This is a genomic window from Candidatus Foliamicus sp., assembly GCF_965221325.1.
In the GTDB taxonomy this organism is placed as follows: domain Bacteria; phylum Pseudomonadota; class Gammaproteobacteria; order Steroidobacterales; family Foliamicaceae; genus Foliamicus.
The window spans coordinates 2,120,755-2,141,897 of record NZ_OZ244880.1 but is presented as its reverse complement, the minus strand read 5'-3'; the positions used below and the strand labels follow the sequence as shown (position 1 = coordinate 2,141,897).

At 61.4% G+C, this 21,143-nt stretch carries 21 protein-coding genes; 15 read left to right on the top strand and 6 right to left on the bottom strand.

Features of this window, described 5'->3' with window-relative positions:
• Positions 1–112 precede the first annotated feature (112 nt).
• From ACWCOO_RS09170 to ACWCOO_RS09125, 10 genes are all read left to right on the top strand, one after another.
• Positions 113–1,612 (top strand): aldehyde dehydrogenase, encoded by a 1,500-nt coding sequence (locus tag ACWCOO_RS09170; RefSeq protein WP_446830683.1) that lies wholly within the window; start codon positions 113–115, stop codon positions 1,610–1,612.
• Between the two features lie 3 nt (positions 1,613–1,615).
• Positions 1,616–2,068, top strand: coding sequence for a VOC family protein (locus ACWCOO_RS09165; protein ID WP_446830682.1), 453 nt, complete (start codon positions 1,616–1,618; stop codon positions 2,066–2,068).
• A gap of 89 nt (positions 2,069–2,157) precedes the next feature.
• Positions 2,158–2,502: a DUF485 domain-containing protein gene (locus ACWCOO_RS09160; protein WP_446830681.1), complete on the top strand. Its 345-nt coding sequence runs from the start codon at positions 2,158–2,160 to the stop codon at positions 2,500–2,502.
• 18 nt (positions 2,503–2,520) lie between these two features.
• Complete coding sequence (locus tag ACWCOO_RS09155; RefSeq protein WP_446830680.1) at positions 2,521–4,080, top strand: sodium:solute symporter family transporter; 1,560 nt, start codon at positions 2,521–2,523, stop codon at positions 4,078–4,080.
• A gap of 9 nt (positions 4,081–4,089) precedes the next feature.
• Positions 4,090–5,061 carry a biotin synthase BioB gene (gene bioB / locus ACWCOO_RS09150; RefSeq protein ID WP_446830679.1) on the top strand — a complete coding sequence of 324 codons (972 nt, stop codon included), beginning with the start codon at positions 4,090–4,092 and terminating at the stop codon, positions 5,059–5,061.
• Positions 5,058–6,275, top strand: a complete 1,218-nt coding sequence (locus ACWCOO_RS09145) for an aminotransferase class I/II-fold pyridoxal phosphate-dependent enzyme (protein ID WP_446830678.1) — start codon at positions 5,058–5,060, stop codon at positions 6,273–6,275. The genes bioB and ACWCOO_RS09145 overlap by 4 nt, the downstream gene beginning before the upstream one ends.
• A 61-nt stretch (positions 6,276–6,336) precedes the next feature.
• On the top strand, positions 6,337–6,885 hold the full coding sequence (locus ACWCOO_RS09140; RefSeq protein WP_446830677.1) for a peroxiredoxin: 549 nt from the start codon (positions 6,337–6,339) through the stop codon (positions 6,883–6,885).
• 168 nt (positions 6,886–7,053) lie between these two features.
• On the top strand, positions 7,054–7,665 hold the full coding sequence (bioD, locus tag ACWCOO_RS09135) for a dethiobiotin synthase (protein ID WP_446830676.1): 612 nt from the start codon (positions 7,054–7,056) through the stop codon (positions 7,663–7,665).
• A 65-nt stretch (positions 7,666–7,730) separates the two neighbouring features.
• Entirely contained in the window at positions 7,731–8,963 is a 1,233-nt protein-coding gene (bioA, locus tag ACWCOO_RS09130; protein WP_446832034.1) for an adenosylmethionine--8-amino-7-oxononanoate transaminase, read from the top strand.
• Between the two features lie 174 nt (positions 8,964–9,137).
• Positions 9,138–9,938: a crotonase/enoyl-CoA hydratase family protein gene (locus ACWCOO_RS09125; protein WP_446830675.1), complete on the top strand. Its 801-nt coding sequence runs from the start codon at positions 9,138–9,140 to the stop codon at positions 9,936–9,938.
• Between the two features lie 93 nt (positions 9,939–10,031).
• On the opposite strand, the gene ACWCOO_RS09120 is transcribed toward ACWCOO_RS09125, so the two are convergent.
• On the bottom strand, positions 10,032–10,748 hold the full coding sequence (locus ACWCOO_RS09120) for a ZIP family metal transporter (protein ID WP_446830674.1): 717 nt from the start codon (positions 10,746–10,748) through the stop codon (positions 10,032–10,034).
• Positions 10,749–11,372: 624 nt separating this feature from the next.
• Between ACWCOO_RS09120 and ACWCOO_RS09115 the strand changes: the two genes are divergently transcribed.
• The 5 genes from ACWCOO_RS09115 (at position 11,373) to gloA (ending at position 15,191) form a co-directional block, all read left to right on the top strand.
• The gene (locus tag ACWCOO_RS09115; RefSeq protein ID WP_446830673.1) at positions 11,373–12,116 is read left to right on the top strand and encodes a ZrgA family zinc uptake protein; all 744 of its coding nucleotides are present in this window, start codon (positions 11,373–11,375) and stop codon (positions 12,114–12,116) included.
• A gap of 5 nt (positions 12,117–12,121) precedes the next feature.
• On the top strand, positions 12,122–12,850 hold the full coding sequence (locus tag ACWCOO_RS09110; protein WP_446830672.1) for an ABC transporter ATP-binding protein: 729 nt from the start codon (positions 12,122–12,124) through the stop codon (positions 12,848–12,850).
• Positions 12,840–14,084: an ABC transporter permease gene (locus tag ACWCOO_RS09105; RefSeq protein ID WP_446830671.1), complete on the top strand. Its 1,245-nt coding sequence runs from the start codon at positions 12,840–12,842 to the stop codon at positions 14,082–14,084. Before ACWCOO_RS09110 ends, ACWCOO_RS09105 begins: the two co-directional genes overlap by 11 nt.
• Before the next feature lie 21 nt (positions 14,085–14,105).
• Positions 14,106–14,549, top strand: coding sequence for a DUF3299 domain-containing protein (locus ACWCOO_RS09100; protein WP_446830670.1), 444 nt, complete (start codon positions 14,106–14,108; stop codon positions 14,547–14,549).
• Positions 14,550–14,639: 90 nt separating this feature from the next.
• Entirely contained in the window at positions 14,640–15,191 is a 552-nt protein-coding gene (gene gloA / locus ACWCOO_RS09095) for a lactoylglutathione lyase (protein WP_446830669.1), read from the top strand.
• A 33-nt stretch (positions 15,192–15,224) separates the two neighbouring features.
• On the opposite strand, the gene ACWCOO_RS09090 is transcribed toward gloA, so the two are convergent.
• From ACWCOO_RS09090 to ACWCOO_RS09070, 5 genes are all read right to left on the bottom strand, one after another.
• Positions 15,225–16,616: an FAD-binding oxidoreductase gene (locus ACWCOO_RS09090; protein WP_446830668.1), complete on the bottom strand. Its 1,392-nt coding sequence runs from the start codon at positions 16,614–16,616 to the stop codon at positions 15,225–15,227.
• 107 nt (positions 16,617–16,723) lie between these two features.
• Complete coding sequence (locus ACWCOO_RS09085) at positions 16,724–17,248, bottom strand: hypothetical protein (RefSeq protein ID WP_446830667.1); 525 nt, start codon at positions 17,246–17,248, stop codon at positions 16,724–16,726.
• Positions 17,249–17,266: 18 nt separating this feature from the next.
• Positions 17,267–18,013 (bottom strand): SDR family NAD(P)-dependent oxidoreductase, encoded by a 747-nt coding sequence (locus tag ACWCOO_RS09080; RefSeq protein WP_446830666.1) that lies wholly within the window; start codon positions 18,011–18,013, stop codon positions 17,267–17,269.
• A complete protein-coding gene (locus ACWCOO_RS09075; RefSeq protein ID WP_446830665.1) occupies positions 18,000–19,463 on the bottom strand; it encodes an ATP-binding protein in 1,464 nt (487 codons plus the stop codon). The genes ACWCOO_RS09080 and ACWCOO_RS09075 overlap by 14 nt, the downstream gene beginning before the upstream one ends.
• A gap of 3 nt (positions 19,464–19,466) precedes the next feature.
• On the bottom strand, positions 19,467–21,119 hold the full coding sequence (locus ACWCOO_RS09070) for a radical SAM protein (RefSeq protein ID WP_446830664.1): 1,653 nt from the start codon (positions 21,117–21,119) through the stop codon (positions 19,467–19,469).
• Positions 21,120–21,143: the final 24 nt, after the last annotated feature.

Genomic DNA, 21,143 nt, shown 5'->3' with positions numbered 1-21,143 from the left:
GACCAGTCCTTGTGACTGCCTTTCTCCAAGCCCCTTGTACCGCTCTTTCAATCTTCCTGTCAAGCCGGGCGCGGATTGCGCTGCGAGAGGGGATTCTTTATGCTCGCGGCATATGGATCCCAATGTTGACTTCGAGGTGCGCGAGCGCGTCACCAGCATTATTGATGGCGAGCCGGTTCGCCCCACCCGTGGCGGCGTGGACTTTCCCGTCGTCAATCCCGCCAGCGAGGAGGTCAGCGGCGTTCTGCGCGAGGCGGACGCCGAGGAAGTGGACGCCGCTGCGCGTTCGGCGCGCGAAGCTTTTGAAAACGGTCCCTGGCCGCGCATGGGGGCTGACGAGCGCAAGGCCATCTTCCGTTCCATGCACGAGGGGCTGCACAAACACCGCGAGGAACTGGAGTATCTCGATTGCCTGAATTCCGGTGTCCCGATCAGCCAGGTGCGGGCCATGCATATAGCGCGCGCCGCCTACAACTTCGAGTTCTTCGGCGAAGTGCTGAGTCAGGATTCCGGGGAGGTCTATACGCAAAACCCCAACTTCCTCACCTACGTTACCCGCGAGCCGGTGGGCGTCGGCGCCATGATGGCGCCCTGGAACGCGCCCCTTCCTCTGGCTTCCATGCGGGTGGCCACCTGCATCGCCTTCGGCAACACTTGCGTCCTCAAACCTTCGGAATACACCCCGCATTCCATGCAGCGCATGGTGGAGATATTCCACGAGGCAGGCTTGCCGCCCGGCGTGGTGAACCTCGTGAACGGGCGCGGTCCGGTGACCGGCACCGCGCTGGTCAACCACCCGGAGGTGGATATGGTGGGCTTCACCGGGGGCTCGGAGACCGGCAAGATCATCATGTCCGAGGCGGGTAAATCACTCAAGCCCGTGTTGCTGGAACTGGGCGGAAAGTCGGCCAACATCATTCACGAGAGCGCCGATATGGAGCGCGCGCTGGATGGCGCCCTGCTCGGAATATTTTCCAGCAACGGCCAGCAATGCCTTGCGGGTTCGCGTATTCTCGTGCAGCGCTCAATCGCGCGCGAGTTCATTGAGCGCTTCGTGGAACGCGCGAAAAAACTGCGTATTGGCGACCCGCTGGACCCGGAAACCGAAATCGGTCCGCTTTGCTATGAGCGGCACATGGAACGGGTGCTGGGCTACGCGAAGCTGGCACGCGAGGAGGGAGCGAAGCTGCTCCTGGGCGGGGGGCGGCCATCCCGCATGGAACGCGGCTGGTTCGTGGAGCCCACGGCGGTTTTGACCGGCGACAATTCGGCCCGCATTTGTCAGGAGGAGATTTTCGGGCCCTTCGCGACGTTTCTCGAGTTTGACGATCTCGACGAAGCCATCCGGATTGCCAATGATTCCGAGTTCGGCCTGGTGGCCTATCTTTGGTCGCAGGATCTCGGTGTGACTATGCGCGCCGCGCGCGAGCTGCGCGCCGGCACGATTTGGGTCAACACGCCCATGTTCCGTGAACTCCGTGCGCCCTTCGGCGGCTACAAACAGTCCGGCATCGGACGCGATGGTGCGCGCGGCAGTCTGGAGTTCTTCACCGAACCCAAGACGGTCAGTATTCCGCAGACCGACTTTCCTATGCTCAAGATGGGGAATTGAAACATGTCCAATGAAATGCCGGTGCGCGTTCAGCGCACCAATCTTGTAGTGGCCGACCTGGAGCGGTCACTTCGCCTGTACCGTGACATTCTCGGCTTTCGGGTGGACTTCATACTCGGCGAACGCGGGGAGACCTATGCCTACACCGTGTTCCAGATTCCCTCGCAGGCGCGCACCAAGTTTGCCGCGCTCAGTTCCAGGGGACAGGAGCGCAGTCTGGCGCTGACAGAAGTCAGCGGCATAGAGTTGCCCGAGGCCACCCTGCCCAGTAGCCACGCTCTGGTGCTGGAGGTCGATGATTTCGACGACGCTGTCGAACGCTCGCGCGCCGAGGGTCTGCACATTTTCCCCGAGGAAACCTTGCACACCCACGACGGCCGGGTCGGACGCGAAATTGGCATGCTCGATCACGACGGCCATCTGGTGGTGCTCTACCGCATTCAGCAGGCTGCGTGACGCCATATCGGGAAGGGCTAGCTTGAGCCTGTTCCCGGAACCGGGGCATCCGGCTCCCGACTGTGCGGGAAGCTCTGATCGATAGCCGCGTGAGCGGATCCACGCCGCCGCTGGATCGCGATCCGGATTTCATCCGCCTGCGCAGGTTGCAACGGCGCTACGCATTCACGATTGCCGGCAGCGTGGCGGCGTTCTATGTTGGTCTTGGGGCAGCGATGGCGTTCTGGCCCGACTTCCTCGCGGTTTCGCTCGTGCCGGGCAGCTCGATCACCGTGGGTCTGGTCTGGAACGTCCTCGGGCTGATCGGCTGGTTCGCTGCAACTGCCGCCTACGCCGCGCTCAGCACCCGCCGCTTGAGCCCGCTACGGCAAGCTGTGCGGAAGCGCCATGGCTGGAACGCAGCCGTCAAACCAGCAGCCCGACGCGCCAAGTAAAGCGATGAATTCCGGTCCATGACGCCGAACCTCACTTCTATTCTCACCTTTGTCCTGATCCTGGGCCTGTCGTTGCTGATAACCTGGCAGGCCGGTCGGCGAACACGCTCATCCTCGGAGTTCTTCGCCGCATCGCACTCGGTGGGCGGATTCAGCAACGGCCTGGCGATCGCAGGAGATCATGTTTCAGCCGGCACGCTTCTGGGGGTGACGGCGATTATCTACACCCAGGGTTACGACGGTCTTCTCTACATGACGGGTGGGGCGGTCGGGTATCCGCTATTGATGTGCCTGCTTGCCGAGCGCCTGCGCAACTTAGGCCGCTACACCTTCGTGGATGTGCTTTCGGCGCGCTTTCGGGAGCCCGCGATCCGCGTTCTGGCGGCCACGGGCACCCTGGTAGTGGCCGTGCTCTACCTGATTTCGCAGATGGTGGCCGGCGGCGCGCTGTTTGAAGTGCTGTTCGGCATGCCTTATCCGTTCGCGGTGGCCCTGGTAGGGGGCCTGACGGTCTTGTATGTGAGCGTGGGCGGCATGCTGGCGACTACCTGGGTGCAGATGACCAAGGCCGTGCTACTGATGTTTTCGGTCTTGCTTTTGCTCGCCTTGTTGTTCGTAACCTTGGGCGAAGGTCCTCTCTCGCTGCTCGAGTCCGCAGCGCGCGTACATCAGAAGGGTGTCGATTGGCTCAAACCCGGTGCATTCCTGCCCGACAAGGTTTCGATATTTTCGTTCGTCCTCACCGGAATGGTGGGCATGGTGGGTCTGCCACACTTGCTGATGCGCTTCTTCACGGTGCCGGACGCCAAACAGGCGCGGCGCTCCGCGGTGTTCGCCACCGGCTACATCGTGACCTTCTCTGTTCTGCTCTGGATCACGGGCCTGGGCATCGTGGTGCTGCTTGCCGGCAATGCGGAGATATTCGACGCGCAAGGCGAGATCATCGGCAGTTCCAACATGGTGATCATGCACGCTGCGCGCATCGTGGGTGGCAGCGTGCTGCTGGGCTTCATGGCTTCGGTGGCTTTCGCCACCCTTCTCGCCGTGGTTTGCGGGCTGGTTCTGGCTGCCGCCGCCGCGCTTGCGCATGACCTCTACAGCGGCGTGCTGAAGCAGGGGCGGGCCGACGATAGTGCCGAAGTGCGCGCTTCGCGGATCAGCGTGGTGGCGTTGGGCGCCATTGCCGTGGGGCTGGGCATCCTGTTTCAGAGTCAGAATGTCGCCTACCTCACCGCGCTGGGCTTCACCGTTGCGGCCAGCGTGAACACTCCGGCGCTCTTGGCCGCCTTGTTTTGGCGAGGCGCCAGCGCGCGCGGCCTGCTGGTCGGGGGTTGGGTGGGCTTGATCGTCTCGGTGGCCTTGCTGGCGGTCAGCCCCGCTGTCTGGGAGGGTGCGCTGGGGTTGAAGAATGCGCCCTTCCCCTGGATATATCCGGGATTGTTCTCGATCCCTGCAGCGATACTGGCAATCGTTGTAGTATCGCTCACCGATCAAAGCCCCAGCGCTGCTCTTGGCCGCCAACGATACGACGCGTTGTTGGCGCCGGCCGTGCTGGGACGGCGTGGCTCAGGAGCTTAGGAATAGAACATGCTGAATTCGTCGCGCGCCGAAGTGGCCGCAATCTATCACGCACCTTTGTTGGAACTGGTGTTCCGGGCCGCGTCGGTGCATCGCGAGCATCACCGGCCCGGAGAGGTTCAGCTATGCACCCTTTTGTCGGTGAAGACCGGAGGCTGCCCCGAGGATTGCGCCTATTGTCCGCAGGCTGCCCGTTATCACACCAACATCAATCGGCATGGCTTGCTGGACCTTGAGGCCGTTATCGAGGCGGCGAACGAGGCGAAAGACTCCGGCAGCACCCGCTTCTGCATGGGCGCGGCCTGGCGCGAAGTGCGCGACAATCGACATTTCGACCGCGTGCTGGAAATGGTCTCCGCGGTGCGCGAGCTGGGCCTGGAGGTGTGCTGCACGCTGGGCATGCTGACCGAGTCCCAGGCGCGGCGCCTGAAGGAGGCCGGTCTGGTGGCCTATAACCACAACCTGGATACGAGCCGCGAGTTCTACCCCGAGGTCATCGCTACACGCAGCTACGACGAGCGTTTGCAAACGCTGGCCAATGTGCACAAGGCGGGCCTTTCGGTCTGTTGCGGCGGCATCATAGGGATGGGCGAAACGGTGGATCAGCGCATTGACCTGCTGCATACATTGGCCACCTTGCCCAGCCCGCCGGAATCCGTGCCCGTGAATGCACTGGTCCCGGTGCCGGGCACCCCGTTGGAAGATTGCCCGCCGGTATCGACCTGGGAGATGGTGCGCATGATTGCCAGCGCCCGGATTTTGATGCCGCAGGCGATGGTGCGGCTGTCCGCGGGCCGCACACGCATGAGCGCGGAACAGCAGGCGCTGTGCTTCCTCGCCGGGGCCAATTCCATCTTCACGGGCGAGAAGCTGCTGACTACTCCCAACCCCTCGTTCGACAGCGATCAGGAGTTGCTTGAACTGCTCGGATTGACCGCGCGCGAACCGTATCTCGCCCAGGAAAGCAGCTTGCCGCAATGAGCGAGGCAGTCCGGCGCGCCCTGCAAACGGCGCTAAGGGCGCGAGAAAAGGCGGATCTGCTGCGGCGCTTGCCCGATGCGCCGCAAGGCGTGGACTTTTGCTCCAACGATTACCTGGGCCTGGCGCGTGACGAACGCCTGCGCGGTAGTATCCAGGACTTGAGCGCACAGCGCAGGGCGCCGCAGGGCGCCACCGGATCACGGCTTATTTCCGGCAATCACCCCGAAGTGGAGGCCCTGGAGCGCCGGCTTGCCGAGTTCTACCGAAGCGAAGCGGCGCTGGTGTTTTCCAGCGGTTACGCCGCCAATCTCGGATTGCTGGCGAGCCTGGGCGGGGTGGTGAGCGCGCTGTTATGTGACCGCCTGCTGCACGCCAGCGCCATAGACGGCTGCCGCCTCAGCGGCGCCGAGCGCATCATCTTTGCCCACAACGACATGGCCGAACTCAAGGCCGGACTGGATCGCCTGAAGCCTGATGCAGCCGCGGTCGTGGTAGTGGAGAGCCTCTACTCCATGGAGGGCGATTTTGCACCGATGGAAGAAATCGTGGCGCTGGCTGGCGCGCATGGAGCGGGCGTGGTGGTGGACGAGGCGCACACCAACGGCATTGCCGGGCCTGGCGGGCGGGGACTGGTCGCAGACGCCGGTCTGGAGCACCAGGTACTGGCGCGCGTTGTGACTTTCGGCAAGGCCCTGGGGCTTGCCGGCGGTGCGGTTCTCTGCTCTGCGACGCTGCGCGATTTCCTGGTGAATTTCGCCAGGCCGTTCGTGTTTTCCACTGGCATTGCGCCGCTGTGGGCGTCGTGGGTGCGGGCGGCCTACGACCTGCTGCCGGAGTTGGACGACTTGCGCGCTAGTCTGCAAGCCAATGTTGAATATTTTCGCCGGCGGGTTGCGCAATCGCCCTGGGACTGGCTGCCCAGCGATTCCTGGATTCAATGCCTGATGATTCCGGGCCCGGCTGCCGTGCACCGGGTCGGCGAGGCGTTGGTGGAGCAGGGTCTGGCTGCACTGCCGATTTGCGCGCCTACGGTGCCGCAGGGACAGGAACGTATCCGGGTGTGTTTGCACGCGCACAACACGCGTGAAGAGATCGACGGATTGTTCGCAGCGGTGGACGAAGCGATGCGCGACAGCAAGCAGCGGGACTACGGACCTGGCGCCGCGGCGGCGGCGACCGCAAGGCCGAATACTGGAGCGGGGCAGCAGGCTTGAAGAGTTGGCCTGCCGTCCCCATATAATCCAGTATCTGATTGGCAACCAACGGCCCTCACTGATGAAAAAAATTCTCACCGTTTGCGCGCTTGCGTTCGCCGGCGCAGCCTGTGCCTCCGACTCGCCGCTTCAGGTCGGCTCTACGGCCCCTGATTGGACCCTTCCGGCTTCCGACGGAAACGAATATTCGCTTTCGGAACTTCTGACCGACGGCCCGGTGGTCCTGGCCTGGTTCCCGAAGGCCGACACGCCCGGATGCACGAAGGAGTGCCAGTCGCTGGCCGCGAATGGCGAAAAGCTCCGCGAATTCAAGATCAGCTACTTCATGGCTAGCGTGGACTCGATCGAGGACAACACCGCGTTCGCGGAAAAATACGACGCGGATTTTCCGATCCTGTCCGATGAGACCAAGGAGGTCGCCAATGCCTACCAGGTGATGAGCGCCTTCGGTTTTGCCAAGCGCGAAACGTTCTATATTGGCGCCGACGGCCGGATACTCGCCGTGGACCGCAAGGTCAACGCCGACACCGCCGCCGAGGACATTGTCGCCATGCTGGAGCAGTTGGGAGTGGAAAAACGCGCCGCAATGGCTGCTGCCGCCGGCCAGTAGAAGGCGTTCTCCAACCGTATCCTGCGCGCTCAACCCTTCGGCGCGCACTCTGACGAGCGGCCGCGCGGTGCGCGGCGGTCTGTCGCTGGCGAGCGTCCGCGTGACTTGACGCGAGACCGACGGGCCGCGCGCACAGCCCGCGCATAATCGTCAGGACCTGACAAGAACATGCAGCGTTACGCGATTGCGGGCATCGGCACCGGCGTCGGCAAGACTCTGGTCTCAGCGCTATTCGTGGAGCGGCTCGGCGCCGCCTACTGGAAACCGATACAGGCCGGGGGTCTGGCGCATACCGACACCATGGAAGTGCAGCGACTGGTGAGCAACAGCCAGGCCCGGTTCCTGCCCGAAGCCTATAGACTGCGTGCCGCGATGTCGCCGCACGCCGCCGCCGCCCGCGAAGGTCTGACCCTGGAGCGCCGCCGGCTTCAGCTCCCCGAAGTGGACGGCCCTCTGGTTGTGGAACCGGCGGGCGGCTTGCGGGTCCCGGTGGCCGAAGATGTGCTGAATTCCGATCTCATCCAAGACTGGGGACTGCCGGTCGTCGTGGTCGCCAGCTACTACCTGGGCAGCATCAATCACACCTTACTTACCATCGAGGCGCTCAAGGCACGGAAGCTGCCGCTGGCCGGTATCGTTTTCAGCGGCGAACCCAACCAGGACAGCCGCAGCGTTATCCTCGACGTGACAGGATTGCGGTGTCTATTGGACCTGCCCGCGCTTCCGCGGCCCGTATCCCGCAAACAAGTGCGCATCCATGCCGCGAGGATCGCGGCGTGAAAGAAGCTTTGACGGATTTCGATCTCGAGTTCGACCGCCGAAACATCTGGCATCCGTATGCGTCGATGCACGCTCCCGTGCCGGCTTACCCGGTGGCTTCAGCGCGTGGAGTGCGGCTTACGCTGGAAGACGGACGGGAGCTGATCGACGGCATGGCGTCGTGGTGGTCGGTGATCCACGGCTATGGCCACCCCGTATTGAACCGCGCCGCGCGCCAGCAGTTGGCTCGCATGCCGCATGTGATGTTCGGTGGCCTGACTCATCGGCCGGCCATCCGATTGGGTCGGCGGCTCGCCGAATTGGCGCCGGGAGATATCGACCGGATGTTTTTCTGCGACTCCGGCTCGGTGGCGGTGGAAGTGGCGATCAAGATGGCTCTCCAGTATTGGCGCGCCCAGGGCGTCGAGGGACGGACCAGACTGCTGACCATACGCGGGGGTTATTACGGCGACACCTTTCAGGCCATGTCGGTGTGTGATCCGGTCACCGGCATGCATCACTTGTTCTCCGGTGTCCTGCCCCAACAGCTCTTTGCCGAGGCGCCGCGTGTGCGTTTCGGGGAAGCATGGAAACCGGTCGACCTCGATTCGCTGAACGATATCGCGGCGCGGCATCGCGATGAAATTGCCGCAGTAATTCTTGAGCCCATCGTGCAGGGCGCGGGAGGCATGCGCTTTTATCACCCCGAATATCTGAAGGGCGCGCGCGAATTGTGTAGCCGTCATGGCTTGCTGCTTATAGCGGATGAAATCGCCACCGGCTTCGGACGCAGCGGAAAATTGTTCGCCTGCGAGCACGCCGGCGTGGTTCCCGACATCCTCTGCGTGGGCAAGGCGCTGACGGGCGGCTACATGAGTCTGGCGGCGACATTGGCGCGGCCGCATGTCGCCGAGACGATTTCCGCGGCGCCCGGTGCGGCGGGCGTTCTGATGCACGGTCCCACCTTCATGGCGAATCCGCTGGCCTGCGCGGTCGCCGCGGCCAGCATCGATCTGCTGCTGGAATCGCCGTGGCGCAAGCGTGTGGCCCGGCTGGAAAGAGAATTGCGCAAGGGCCTTGCGCCTTGCGCGCAGCTTCCTCAGGTAGCGGACGTGCGCGTGCTTGGCGCCATCGGCGTAGTCGAGATGCGCCAGCCGGTGGACGTCGAAGCAACTCAGCGCTGTCTGGTGGAACACGGGGTGTGGGCGCGTCCGTTCGGCAAGCTGATCTACCTGATGCCGGCATATGTGATGTCGAGCCGGGATCTACGGCAGGTATGCACGGCCGTTTGCGCCGCCGCCGAGCTGCAAGAGGGGTAGCCCTGAATTCTCACCAGACCGGGCCGTAACCCGGTAGCTGTGTGCATGAGCCGTGTTTTTCTTCACGTCTGAAGTGACAGTGCGTATGTCGGACTTGCCTTTTCCAGTTTCTGCAACCCTCCGCGCTATTGAGGCCCGGAGTACCATGCTCCTTTTGTTGGAGGAACGGTCGGCATGAGCGACGCACTGCTGTACGAGACACGTGGAGCCGTGGCCCTGCTCACCATCAACCGCCCGGCGGAGCGAAACCTGCTCGGTCGCGTAGGCGATGGCGAGCTGTTCGAGAGGGTCGCCGCGCGCATTCAAGACGATGCCGCGCTGCGCTGCGCCGTGCTGACCGGGGCAGGGTCGGCGTTTTCATCCGGCGGGGACGTCAAGGCCATGCGCGACCGCAGCCCGCCGTTCTCCGGCAATTCAGCCCGTTTGAGCGAGAACTATCGCGGCGAAATTCAACGTATGGTGAGGGCAGTCTGGAACCTGGATGTGCCGGTGATCGCTGCCGTGAATGGCCCCGCTATCGGGCTGGGCAACGACATGGCCTGCCTGGCGGACATCCGGCTGGCCTCGGAGACAGCCCTGTTCGGGCAGACCTTTCTCAAGCTTGGGCTGATTCCAGGCGATGGCGGCGCGTGGCTTCTGCAACAACTGATCGGTTATTCGCGCGCCGCGCAACTGCTGCTGACCGGCCAGTTGATAGACGCCCGCACCGCATGCGAATGGGGTCTGGTCGGCGAGGTTACGCCGCCCGACGAACTGTTCCCCAGAGCGCTTGAAATCGCGGGTCAGATTGCCGAACAGCCGCCCGTGGCGCTGCGTATGGCCAAGCAGTTGTTGCGCGCCGGCCGTCAGGACCGCTTCGAGTCCGTGATGGAGATGTCGGCCAACTTGCAGGGCATTCTGCAACGCACCAGCGATCACGATGAGGCGCTGGCGGCCTTCTTCGAAAAACGATCGCCCAACTTCACAGGAAAGTGAAACCGGCCGCTGGGCCGCAGCACACCCGGCGGCTATCTCCGAGGCAGTCCGGAAGTTGCCGGTACGCAGCGCGGATTGGTGAGATATGCGGGATTAGTGCTCGCCGTGAGCGAGGCTGGCTTCCACGATACCTAGCGCGTAAGCCAGGGCAACGCCTGCCAGGAAGGCAGCGACCAGTTTGAAGCGGTCGTGGGCATGAAAGTGAATTTCCGGCAACAGGTCGCTCAGCGCCACGCACAGAAAGGTGCCTGCGGCAAAACATAGCGCGTAGCCCAAAAACGGGTCCCCGACTTGCGCTCCCAGCCAGAAGGCAGCGCCGGTCGCCAAGGGGCAAAGTAACGCAAACCCGACATTTATCAAGTTGCGTATCCGGCGCCCAAAGCCCGCTGAGCGCATGACGCTGAGAATCGAAAGGGCATCGAGCGGTTTGTGCAGCAGGATCGCCAGAAAGGCGCCGACTGCCGGCAGCGCTGCGATTTCTGTTGCTCGGACGCTGGCCTGCATGGCGCTCCCCAGCGCCATACCTTCGGCGATCGTATGGATTGACATGCCGATAACGATGCCGGCCACGCCTCGGCCGCCGACCGTCGCGCCCGAATGCGCCTGCTTGGCGTACAAGGAGGGCGCTTCGTCGCTGAAGTCGTGCTGGTGAAACTGAAACATGCGCAGCAGACCCACCATCAACACGATCCCCAGAGTGGTCCAAAGCATGCCCTGCTTGAGATTTTCCGGCCCGGGGATGCGCTCAAGTCCGTGCGGCAACAGGTGGTAGAGAGCAATGGCCAGGATGAAGCCCGCTACAAGGCTCATTATGATTTGGGTGCGCGTGTGCGTCAGGGCGCCGAGCGCTGACAGGACTCCCCCGAGAATTGATACAGCGAAAAGCGCTGCACAGTAAATTGCAAGCAAAGCCATCGTGAGGCCCATCGTTCGTTGCTGAAGAAAGCGCGCCGTCGCGAATCCGTGAAGTCTCCCATGGGGGCGCCTGTACACTATAGTGATGCTGTCAAGGGATCGTGATTGGCGTCACGGTCTCCCTTTCTTGGAGGATGCTGTGTGCGTCGAGAGGTTTGGGGTGGACTAGTGGCCCATGCCGGCTAGCACCCGTCGCATTGCCGCCCTTACGGCGCTAGCGCTGTGTTTGGGCGCATGGCACGCCAGCGAGCACTCGGAAGATGCAAGTTGCTCCGACCACCCATGCGCGGCCTGCCTGTTCACCGACTCCGGGAGCGCCGCGCACAGCAATTCGCCTTTTTCGGTATCGCGACCGGCCGAGTTATCGGTCGTTCCATCGTTTCGGTCGCTGTCCCTCGTCTCGCGGCCTTGTAACGCGCAGCGCACACGCGCTCCCCCATCTCCTGTTCACATGATCATTTGAATCGCGCGGTGTCCTCCGATGCCGTGCTCTGAATTTATGAACCAAGGTGATGGCAGATGAAACATCTGAAAATTTCTTTGCGGCCGCGCTGCTTTGCGCTGTGTCCGCATCCATATGGGTTACGGAATCGTTTTGGCAGCGCAAATTTCCGATCGCTCCTGTACGCCATGGCGATTGGTAGCTTGATTCCCGTCCAGGGTCCGGCGCAGCACGTCCATGGCGTTATCGAACTGGGCATTGTGGTTGAGGGCGACGCAGTCGCAGTATCTCTGACAGCGCCGCTTTCCGATGTGGTCGGCTTTGAACATCCGCCGGAGAGCGACGAACAGTTGGAACGCATTGAAAATGCCGCCGCCATGTTTTCGAGTGCCGAGGCAATGTTCGGGCTGGCAGACTCCGCGAATTGCACGGTATCGACCATGTCCGTTGACGGACCGGAGTACGTCACGAAACACCTCGCCGAACACGATGCCGGCGCGGCGGAAGGTGACGAACACCATCACGATACGCATGATTCGCACGGGGGGGGATCCGCGCACGACCAACACCACGATGAGCACCACGACGAACACGCGGAATCGAACGGGCATGACCACGACGACTCCACAGAACACGCCGACATGATCGCCAGCTACGAATGGGCCTGCGCCAATATCTCGGAGCTTGAATCGATCGAGCTGCGTTTCACGGAAAGCCTTGCGAGCGTGGACAAGATTGATATCCAGATTCTGACCGCTGAAGGAGCGCAAGCGATAACGGCAGAGGGACGCGCGGCTTCGGTTTCGCTCTTGCGGCCATAGAGACCATGCCGAGCGCAGCCACCACTCCCGAAAACGCGATCGATATATCGGGGCTGCGTTTCGGCTACGGTTCCGGCGCTGACATCCTGGCCATTCGCGAGCTGCGCGTTCGAGCATCGCAACGGGCATTCCTGTTTGGTCCCAGTGGATGCGGCAAGAGCACTCTGCTTGCCCTTGTCGGCGGCGTACTGGTTCCGCGCGAGGGTGCGGTCGCCGTTCTGGGCGAGAATCTCTCCGGTATGAAGAGTGCGGCGCGTGACCGGGTTCGCGCGGATCACGTCGGCTTCATCTTTCAGCAATTCAATCTCGTGCCGTACCTGTCGGTTGTCGAAAACGTATCTCTGCCCTGCCGCTATTCCAGCCGGCGTTTGAAGCGCGCCAGCGACGCCGATGGCTCTGTCCAGAAATCGGCGGCCCGGCTGCTTTCGGCACTCGGAATCGGCGAAGAGCTGCGGTCACGGAAGACGACGGACTTGAGTGTTGGGCAGCAGCAGCGTGTGGCTGCTGCCCGCGCTCTGATCGGGCGGCCGGAATTGGTCATCGCCGACGAACCGACCTCGTCTCTCGATGCCGACCGGCGACGCGAGTTCATCGATCTGCTCCTGTTGGAGTGCAGCCGCGCCAACAGCACTATCATCTTCGTCAGCCATGACGCTTCGCTCGCCACGCATTTCGACCTTGCCATCGATCTTCCGTTGATCAACGCCGCGGAGCACCATTCAAATGCTGCATAACTTCGGCAATGCACTGTCGCTCGTTTTCAAGAGCCTGATGAACCGGAGCGCGACGGCTGTCTTGACCATTGCAACGATTACCGTCAGCGCAGGCCTGCTCTCCGTTGTCGAGCGGGTCAGAACCGATACGCAAACCAGTTTCGTCAACACGATTTCCGGCACCGACCTGATCGTCGGTGCGCGCAGCGGTGATCTGAACCTGCTCCTGTATTCGGTCTTTCGCATCGGCAACCCGACGAACAACGTCACGTGGAACAGTTACGAGAAAATCGGCGCAAGACCGGAGGTGGACTGGACCATTCCGTTTTCCCTGGGTGATGCCCACCGGGGCTATCGAGTCCTTGGAACGAACCTCGGCTATTTCGACCATTACCAGTATGCAGACCGCCAGAAGCTGGCGTTCCGGAAAGGCGGTCCATTCGCCGGCCCGACCGATGCGGTTCTCGGCGCCGAAGTAGCCGAACGGCTTGGATACGATGTCGGTAGCCAAATCGTTGTGTCTCATGGACTGACGGAAACGAGCTTTCTGACGCACGACGAGGACCCGTTCACGGTGAGCGGAATACTTGCACGCACCGGTACGCCCGTCGATCGCACTGTACACATCAGCCTGAGCGGCATGGATCTGATCCACACGGCAGGCCGCGACGAGCGGTTGGCGGCGATGAGCGCCAGTTACGAGCCGGAGGAAATTACCGCTTTCCTGATCGGACTCAAATCGAAGACAGCCATATTCGCGTTGCAGCGGTTCGTGAACGAGTTGGAGGACGAGCCAATGACCGCGGTAATTCCGGGCGTGGCATTGCAGCAGCTTTGGGGCCTGATCCGCGTTGCCGAATACGCGCTGTTCGGCGTGTCGGCGATGGTGGTGCTGGCCAGTGTGCTCGGGTTGCTTGCTACGTTGCTCGTCAGCCTCAATGAGCGCCGGCGCGAAATGTCTGTCTTGCGTTCTGTCGGCGCGAGGCCGGGTCACATTTTTGCCTTGCTGCTTTCGGAGGCGGCGATGCTTGCGTTTCTCGGTGCGCTGTCAGGACTCATGCTGGTTCAGCTCGGCATCCTGACGATCCGGCAGTACGCAGTTTCGGAATTCGGCATTCAACTGAGCGTCGGATTGCGCGCCTTTGATCTCTACGTGCTGGCGGGTATCCTTTGCATGGCGGTGCTGGTGAGCATCATTCCAGCTTGGCGTGCATACCGGAATTCGCTCGCCGATGGCCTGACGGTGCGGCTATAGTTAGGAAGGAATATGAACCAAATGAATCAAGTCATTCGGTGCGGGCTCCTGGCGATGCTGCTTGTGAGCGGTATCGCGACTGCGGAAGAAGCGCGCGAACTCACTTGGGACGACCTTGTTCCCAGCAATGACATGCTCGAGCAGCAGCCCTTCTCCTTCGGCGTGGTTGAAGCGCTCGACGGCGTCGATGTAAAGATTCCCGGATTTATCGTTCCCCTGGAGGTCACAACAGGGGGCAAAGTCAGTGAATTTCTGCTGGTGCCTTATTTCGGAGCATGCATCCACTATCCGCCGCCAGCCCCCAATCAGATTGTTTACGTTACGGTCGAAGAGCCCATCAGTCTTGAGTCAACTTGGGATGCGATCTGGGCGACGGGCGAACTGAAGACGGAGTTTAGTGATTTCGGTCTTGGCGCCGCAGGATACAAGATGGTGTCCGGGACGATAGAACCATACGTCTTTTAGCCTCCCCGGGTTTGCGCTTCCGATTCATCGGCGCTATTGAACAGCCGCGCCTGAAGACCTGTATTGCGCGGGTCAGGCTCTAGTCGGCATATGTCGAGTCAATTCCCCGTTCAGGAAGGGCAGGTCGTATCGGTGCCCGAAACCGAAGGGTACGTGATGAACCACACGATGCTGCGGATCAAGGAACCGCAGCGGTCGCTGGACTTCTATAGCCGGGTGCTGGGGATGACGCTCATCAAGGAATTCCGCTTTCCGGAGGTGGAGTTCTCGCTGTATTTCATGGGTTACGTCACCGAAGATGACGAGCCCATTCCAAGTGGCGCCGAGCAGCGCGCCGCCTACGCTTTCCGGCAGAAAGCGGTAATCGAACTGACGCACCACTGGGGTAACGAGAGCGACGATGGTTTTGCCGGCTACCACGACGGCAACGCCGAGCCGCAAGGCTTTGGGCACATCGCCCTTTCGGTGCCGGACGTTTACGCGGCCTGCAAGCGCTTCGAGGAGTTGGGCGTGGAGTTCGTCAAGTACCCGGACGACGGGAAATTCAAAGGCCTGGCCTTTATCAAGGATCCCGACGGCTACTGGATCGAAATCCTGGAAGCCCAAAGCTGCGGAGCCCGGGCCGTCGCCCTGACCGGCTGACGACTCATCCCGGGAGGCCCGGGGCTGGGCCGCTTATGCGGGGATTACACGGCCGGGGTTAAGGATCCCCTTGGGGTCGAGCGCGACCTTGAGGCGCCGCATCAGCGCCAGTTCCTCCGGACTGCGCGAGTAGTGCAAGTAGCCGCGCTTCAACACGCCGATCCCGTGCTCGGCGGACACCGAGCCGCGGTGCGCACCGGTTAACCGGTAGCCGATATCGAAGATCGTATCCAGGTCTCCGTGCCGCTGCGTACTCACGAACAAGTGCAGGTTGTTGTCGCCGATATGGCCGAACACCAGGTTGATGGCGTCCGGAAGGGCTGATTTCAGTTCACGGTCGAATTCGTCCAGAAAACCCGCCATCTCGGCTATGTCCATGCTCACGTCGAGACTGGCGTAGGGCAACAGATCGGCGGTGATCTCCGCGACGCCGTCGCGGATCGCCCAGAACGTCTGCCGGTCCTTGCCCGATTGGGCGATCGCTGCGTCGGCTATCACGCCACGCTCCAGGATCCGTCCCAACGCAACCTGGAAGCGTTCGGCGTCGGCCTCCTGGTCAGGACCTTCCGCCTCCACCAGCGCATAGATCGGAAACGGTTTCGGAAACGGCGAGCGAAGTGCCTCGCTATGCTCAATGATGCGCTGGTAGTAGTCCGCCCACATCACTTCGAAGGCGCTTACCGAACCTCCCAAGCGGGCCTGCAGTTCGCGCAGAAGCTTGACCGCTTGCGGGAAGGATTCGACCGCGCAGAGCGCCGTGCAGGTGCTGGCCAGACGCGGTAGCAGCCGGAGCACGCAGCGCGTGATAACGCCGAGCGTGCCCTCGGTTCCGATGAAGAGCTGCTTGAGATCATAGCCCGCATTGTTCTTGAGCATTTTGTTCATGGAACTGATGACCGTGCCGTCGGCCAGCACCGCCTCCAGGCCCAGCACCAGATTGCGGGTCATGCCGAACCGGATCACCTGGTTGCCACCCGCATTGGTGGCAATGGCCCCGCCTATCTGGCAGGAGCCGCGCGCGCCGAAATCCAGGGGCAGCATAAGGCCCGCTTTTTCAGCGGCCTCCTGCAAGACCTGCAGCGGCGTTCCGGCCAGCGCGGTGATCGTCATGGCGGCCTCGTCCAACTCCTCGATCCCGTTCAACCGTTCCAGCGACAGCGCCAGTTCTCCGGCCTGTGGCGTGGCGCCGCCGGCCAGCCCCGTCATCCCGCCCTGGACCACGACAGGCTGCCCGCATTCATGGCAGGTCTTGAGCATTTCGGAAACTTCCCGCACCGAGCCGGGCCGCAGAACCGCCTCGGGCCGAAGCGCGTTCTCGGCCGTGAAATCGACGCTGTAGCGTTCGCCTACCTCATCGCCTGCAACCAGCGCATGCCCCTGTTGCTTGAGGGCGGCAATGGTTGCATGAAGGGTCGATGGGTCCATTGCGGATGTGGGCGCTTGGTGGGATGCCAACCCGCCAGCCTGGTCATTACTCGTTCTGATGGCCGGCTGAAGTTCGGATGGATATAGCTCGGCGCGCCAGGCCTCTTTTACTTCTTGCGTTTCATTGTGATTTTGACGTGATTCTCTTCACTGACCTTGCCGTCCTGCATGCTCCACCAGCGGGTGACCAAAAGATCCTCGCCCTGGAACGTATATTCGGCGTGGCGCATGTGGTTCGCATCGGGTGAGGCCAGGTTGGTCACGCTCTCAAACCGCAACTCAAGCCGATTTTCGTCGTCCGTGGTTTTAACTTCCATGCGAGGCTGGTTGCCGGCAGCGCAGTAGTGAGTCATCAACACCCGGTCGCCGTCGGCATGGTACATGTTCACCATTTCATGCCCGTCGGGATTGCCGGGACCCATCACCTCCACCAGGGCGGAACCGCCTGCCGTAAGCCGGAATGTGGACCCGATCATATCGGTTTCTTCGCCGTTCTCATCCAGCATGATCCAGTCGCCCTCCAGCGCAGCGAGCTTCTCCATCAGGCCGGCTGAATCGTTCGCCGCGGCTGTTCCGACCAGAATGATCGCCATCAGCGCCGCGCTGGCAATTGCGGTTTCTTTATTCATCATGTTTTCCTCATGGGTTGTTCAGTCCAGGAGCAGTCCTCCTGAAATATTGTTCACCGTGCCGGTCATGTGGTCTGCGTTCTCCGAGCAAAGGAAGTCGGTAAGCGCCGCGCATTCCTCGGCCGTGCCCAAGCGGCCCAGCGGCGCCCGTTTGCCGAGCGCGGCGCGCCGCTCCGGTCCGAGCCGGTCCAGCATGGGCGTGTCGATCGGCCCCGGCGCGATGCAATTGACCCGAATTCCGTATTCGGCCCACTCGCGCGCCAGGTAGCGCGTAACGCCGATGATGCCTGCCTTGGCGGCCGTATACGCAGGGCCCGACAACTCGTTGCCGCCGTTGATTGCATTGGTGGAGGAATACAGCACCAAGACGCCCTGGGTGCGCTTGAGGTAGGGATAAACTGCGCGCGCCAGCAAGAAAGTGGAAGTGAGATTGACATCCACAACCCGATTCCAGTCCTCCAGCGCTACTTCCGCCAAAGGCCCCTCTCCGGTGATGCCCACCGTATGCACCACCCACCGCGGGGCACCCAACTCCCCTGCACAACGCGCCACCGCGTCGTTCACCTGCGCCTCGTCCGTGGCCTCGGCCGGCAAAACGAGGTCCGCCTCCGCCTCCTGCCCCGGCAACACCATTGCCCCCACCTTCAGCCCGCGCCCAACAAACCGCCGCACCACCGCCGATCCGATACCGCCAGCCGCACCCGTAACCAGCGCGCACTCCCCGCTCCCCATGCCCATTAAGGATGATTGCGAGTTATCTGCCGCCATGACTTACTTCTTTCATTACCGCTTCAATCACTTGCTTGGCTTCCCCAGGTGAACGCGCTAGCGTTGTTAGCGCTCCAAATACCCTTTGGTAAATCGCCTCATCCCCAGTCCGAATGTCCGTCGCACCGTTGTGTTCGGACGGGCAGGGTGCCAGGCTCTTTTCAGCGTCGTCGAGCAGTGCTTGCTCGGAGATGGCAAGCGAATTTGATTTCATATACGTTGTGCGCACCTGCCGCACACGAGAGATGGTCTCTTCCAGAAGATTCGCGGCAGTCTGGTTTGACAGATAGCCTGAACCGGCTAGTGCGCGCGCATCATCCACGTCGCGAAGCAGTGACTGTAGTTTGCCCATCCTGTTGCGCGATTTTGATGCTCCTCTGCAGCGGTCGGCGACAGTTCGGCAAATTGCGGCCATATGATTCTCAAAGTTGCGCAAGCTTGGTCCGGGCTCAAAATAATCGCGCCGCGCATTAGGAACCAACTCCGGGTCCAGGACATGGATTTCCCCAACGCACCATCGGTTGAATCGCTCTTCCGGGAACAAATGATCAAGTGCCGACTCGTCCCCAACCTGTATGTTCCCAAGGCGTACCCTGATTCCTCGAATTCCCGGCCCCCGTGGGATGGCGCCCAGGTACGATGAATGCAGAATCCAGCCGACGGCTGCAATATTGCCGCCGCTCAAGGACGGCACATCCACGGGCTGAAATTCTGTAAACGGGCCGCTCTTGCCCGGGGCAAACGCGATCGAATCGGCGTAGGGCCGCGTTATCGGATTTGGGTCTCCATCCAACTCGACACTGAGCGCCAAGGGCTGGTAGTCATCGGCAAAACGTTTCTTGATTGCGTTGGCAAAAGAAAAGTCCCTAGGCATCGGAACCGGGCACACTTCCCCAATATAGCTCCTCACAAGCTGCTCATTGAGGACAACTCCCGCGGCATGTCGCGCAATTCCATGAACTTGCACCTCGAAGAAGTGGTCAGGACGTTTGAGGTCGGTGATCGTATCAACCGATACGCAATTGCGAATGTCCTCCCAGCTAATGTTTGACTCACGCCTTAAGCTGTTGATCTTCGCTCCATCCCAAAAGACCCGCGTAATCGGTTCATCAGGTTTGGACCGAGTCAGGAACGCAACACTATCCGCAAAAGCCAGTCCCGAAAGGCGCCCGATACCTCTAAAGCCCCTAAGACGCTGTTTCGCCTTCTCGCTCCGAGCAATTGGCAATAGGGCGCGACGCGCTCGTTTTGGCGAAAGCCCTGGGCCGTCGTCACAGATCACAATACTGGAATCGCCCCTGTTAATCGTAATCTTGACAGTTCCACTTGCGCGTCCTTCGAGCGCGAAAGCGTCGGCGGAGTTTTGAATGTATTCACGATACATCGCCAAGGGGTCGTTATACATTCCCAGCGTGACTAGCTGGAAAATTTCTGTGCCCACATCGGACATCGTTTATGAAAACCCTGCGCTCTGTGGTTGTGTCGGCCGCGCCGCATCAGCGCCAGGCTGCTGCGAAGAGAACAGGTCCGCGTCTTCCACAATTTCTTCTTCCGCTGGCCCGCCCCAGCCTGAATTGAATTTGAAGAGCGGGCGCTGCGCGCCGTCCAATTCGGGATCAACTTTGTCTTTGGTATCCAACACGTGAAAGCGAAGCGCCCCGCGCACACCCCGGTCTATGGTGCGGTCGGCTGCCCAGCGCAGAAAGTTGGTACGCCGTGAACCGGATGCCAGGCTCACTTCGTGGAGCAGTCTGACAAGCTCTTTTTCCTGGTCCGCCGACAATTTTTGGCGGGCGGCCTCATATTCGTCCCGAACCGGCTTGCCACTGCCTCGCTCATAGTGCTCACGGTGAAAAATGAACGCGTGAGGCAAGGTTAGCAATCGCTCGAACTCTGCTGTGCTGCCGCCATAGGCCCGCGTGAAGAAGTCCGTGCTGCCGCTCACGATGCCCCGCGTTGCTTGCAGCATGATTTGAAAGGAGCGCAAGAAGTAGGGACTCCAATTCCTGCCCACATGCGACCGGTCCTTGAGGGTCACCGGCTGATAGCGCATGGGGAACGACCAGATGCGGATGCCCAGCTCCTGATTCAGTTCGATGTTGACTCGCATGCGTTCGTACAGGTCGGCCGGCGAATCCATGAAGTTGTAGAGCATGTAGTTGGATAGATTGACTATCGCGTTGTCCGCCGCCATGCGCACTGCCTTCTCGTACATCTTGCGCATCCCCACATGATCGAATGCGATCCGCAAAGGGCTAATGCAGATTGTGGACATTTCACGGAGGAACATGGGTGACTTGACTAGAATCCTGGCGTCAACTCCTTGGTTGAAATCCACCCGCCTCTTCACAGCCGCGCCTCCGTTGCGTGCAAGACTGGCGCCTGGGGTGAAGCCCAGATCACGGATTTCGGCGATGATTTCCTTATATCGGGGCGCCGCCGTCACGTTGTTGTCCATCAACACCAGATCTTTCTTTTCTCCGTATTCTTTGGCAATTCCTGAGACCAGGTACGACAGTGGCGGCATATCCCGCTGGGCGCCCTCAAGCTTTGGCACACCGCAGAACTTGCACTTGCGAACGCAGCCGCGCGAGGCATAGCCGAAATACGCATCGTGCACGGGGTAGCTATAGGGCACCTGATGCAAGATCGAATAATCCGGAACACGCTCCTCGATTGGCATTCCATTGAGGTCTTCGGCACCGAATTCGCCATCTCTGGCGCTAAGTTGCAGGGACGCCGCGGGCGGTCCATCGAGAAGGCCCTTGATGAACCGCACTCCGGCCCACCTAGGCTCGCTCACGTATTCCTCGTGCATGAGGGATGCCGCGATTCCGCCCACGAATACTCTCTCCGGCTGTCCGTTCGCTGCTTGAATCGCGAAGTCTATGGCCGCTCCGGTTCGTTTCCACTCAAAGCTGAACAGCGTTGTCACGTAGACTCGGTCCCACGCCTGCTCGAAAACGCGGGTGTCCTCTCCCTTGACGAATGTCACGTGGTCGCCACGCCCTTGCGGTCCGTGATAAGCAGCCAGCTTCATTAGCCCCAAGGGCGGATACTTGTTCCGGTAGCCCGGCTCGATCAGCAGTATTCTGCGGTGCGTCATTGCATGCTTTCCTTGCCGTCGTCG

What these genes read in the sequence shown, in the direction of transcription:
- ACWCOO_RS09170 (WP_446830683.1), top strand. Translation starts at nt 113, where the DNA reads ATGGATCCCAATGTTGACTTCGAGGTGCGCGAGCGCGTCACCAGCATT.
- ACWCOO_RS09165 (WP_446830682.1), top strand. Translation starts at nt 1,616, where the DNA reads ATGTCCAATGAAATGCCGGTGCGCGTTCAGCGCACCAATCTTGTAGTG.
- ACWCOO_RS09155 (WP_446830680.1), top strand. Translation starts at nt 2,521, where the DNA reads ATGACGCCGAACCTCACTTCTATTCTCACCTTTGTCCTGATCCTGGGC.
- bioB (WP_446830679.1), top strand. Translation starts at nt 4,090, where the DNA reads ATGCTGAATTCGTCGCGCGCCGAAGTGGCCGCAATCTATCACGCACCT.
- ACWCOO_RS09145 (WP_446830678.1), top strand. Translation starts at nt 5,058, where the DNA reads ATGAGCGAGGCAGTCCGGCGCGCCCTGCAAACGGCGCTAAGGGCGCGA.
- ACWCOO_RS09140 (WP_446830677.1), top strand. Translation starts at nt 6,337, where the DNA reads ATGAAAAAAATTCTCACCGTTTGCGCGCTTGCGTTCGCCGGCGCAGCC.
- bioD (WP_446830676.1), top strand. Translation starts at nt 7,054, where the DNA reads ATGCAGCGTTACGCGATTGCGGGCATCGGCACCGGCGTCGGCAAGACT.
- bioA (WP_446832034.1), top strand. Translation starts at nt 7,731, where the DNA reads ATGCACGCTCCCGTGCCGGCTTACCCGGTGGCTTCAGCGCGTGGAGTG.
- ACWCOO_RS09125 (WP_446830675.1), top strand. Translation starts at nt 9,138, where the DNA reads ATGAGCGACGCACTGCTGTACGAGACACGTGGAGCCGTGGCCCTGCTC.
- ACWCOO_RS09120 (WP_446830674.1), bottom strand. Translation starts at nt 10,748, where the DNA reads ATGAGCCTTGTAGCGGGCTTCATCCTGGCCATTGCTCTCTACCACCTG.
- ACWCOO_RS09115 (WP_446830673.1), top strand. Translation starts at nt 11,373, where the DNA reads ATGAAACATCTGAAAATTTCTTTGCGGCCGCGCTGCTTTGCGCTGTGT.
- ACWCOO_RS09110 (WP_446830672.1), top strand. Translation starts at nt 12,122, where the DNA reads ATGCCGAGCGCAGCCACCACTCCCGAAAACGCGATCGATATATCGGGG.
- ACWCOO_RS09105 (WP_446830671.1), top strand. Translation starts at nt 12,840, where the DNA reads ATGCTGCATAACTTCGGCAATGCACTGTCGCTCGTTTTCAAGAGCCTG.
- ACWCOO_RS09100 (WP_446830670.1), top strand. Translation starts at nt 14,106, where the DNA reads ATGAATCAAGTCATTCGGTGCGGGCTCCTGGCGATGCTGCTTGTGAGC.
- gloA (WP_446830669.1), top strand. Translation starts at nt 14,640, where the DNA reads ATGTCGAGTCAATTCCCCGTTCAGGAAGGGCAGGTCGTATCGGTGCCC.
- ACWCOO_RS09090 (WP_446830668.1), bottom strand. Translation starts at nt 16,616, where the DNA reads ATGGACCCATCGACCCTTCATGCAACCATTGCCGCCCTCAAGCAACAG.
- ACWCOO_RS09085 (WP_446830667.1), bottom strand. Translation starts at nt 17,248, where the DNA reads ATGATGAATAAAGAAACCGCAATTGCCAGCGCGGCGCTGATGGCGATC.
- ACWCOO_RS09080 (WP_446830666.1), bottom strand. Translation starts at nt 18,013, where the DNA reads ATGGCGGCAGATAACTCGCAATCATCCTTAATGGGCATGGGGAGCGGG.
- ACWCOO_RS09075 (WP_446830665.1), bottom strand. Translation starts at nt 19,463, where the DNA reads ATGTCCGATGTGGGCACAGAAATTTTCCAGCTAGTCACGCTGGGAATG.
- ACWCOO_RS09070 (WP_446830664.1), bottom strand. Translation starts at nt 21,119, where the DNA reads ATGACGCACCGCAGAATACTGCTGATCGAGCCGGGCTACCGGAACAAG.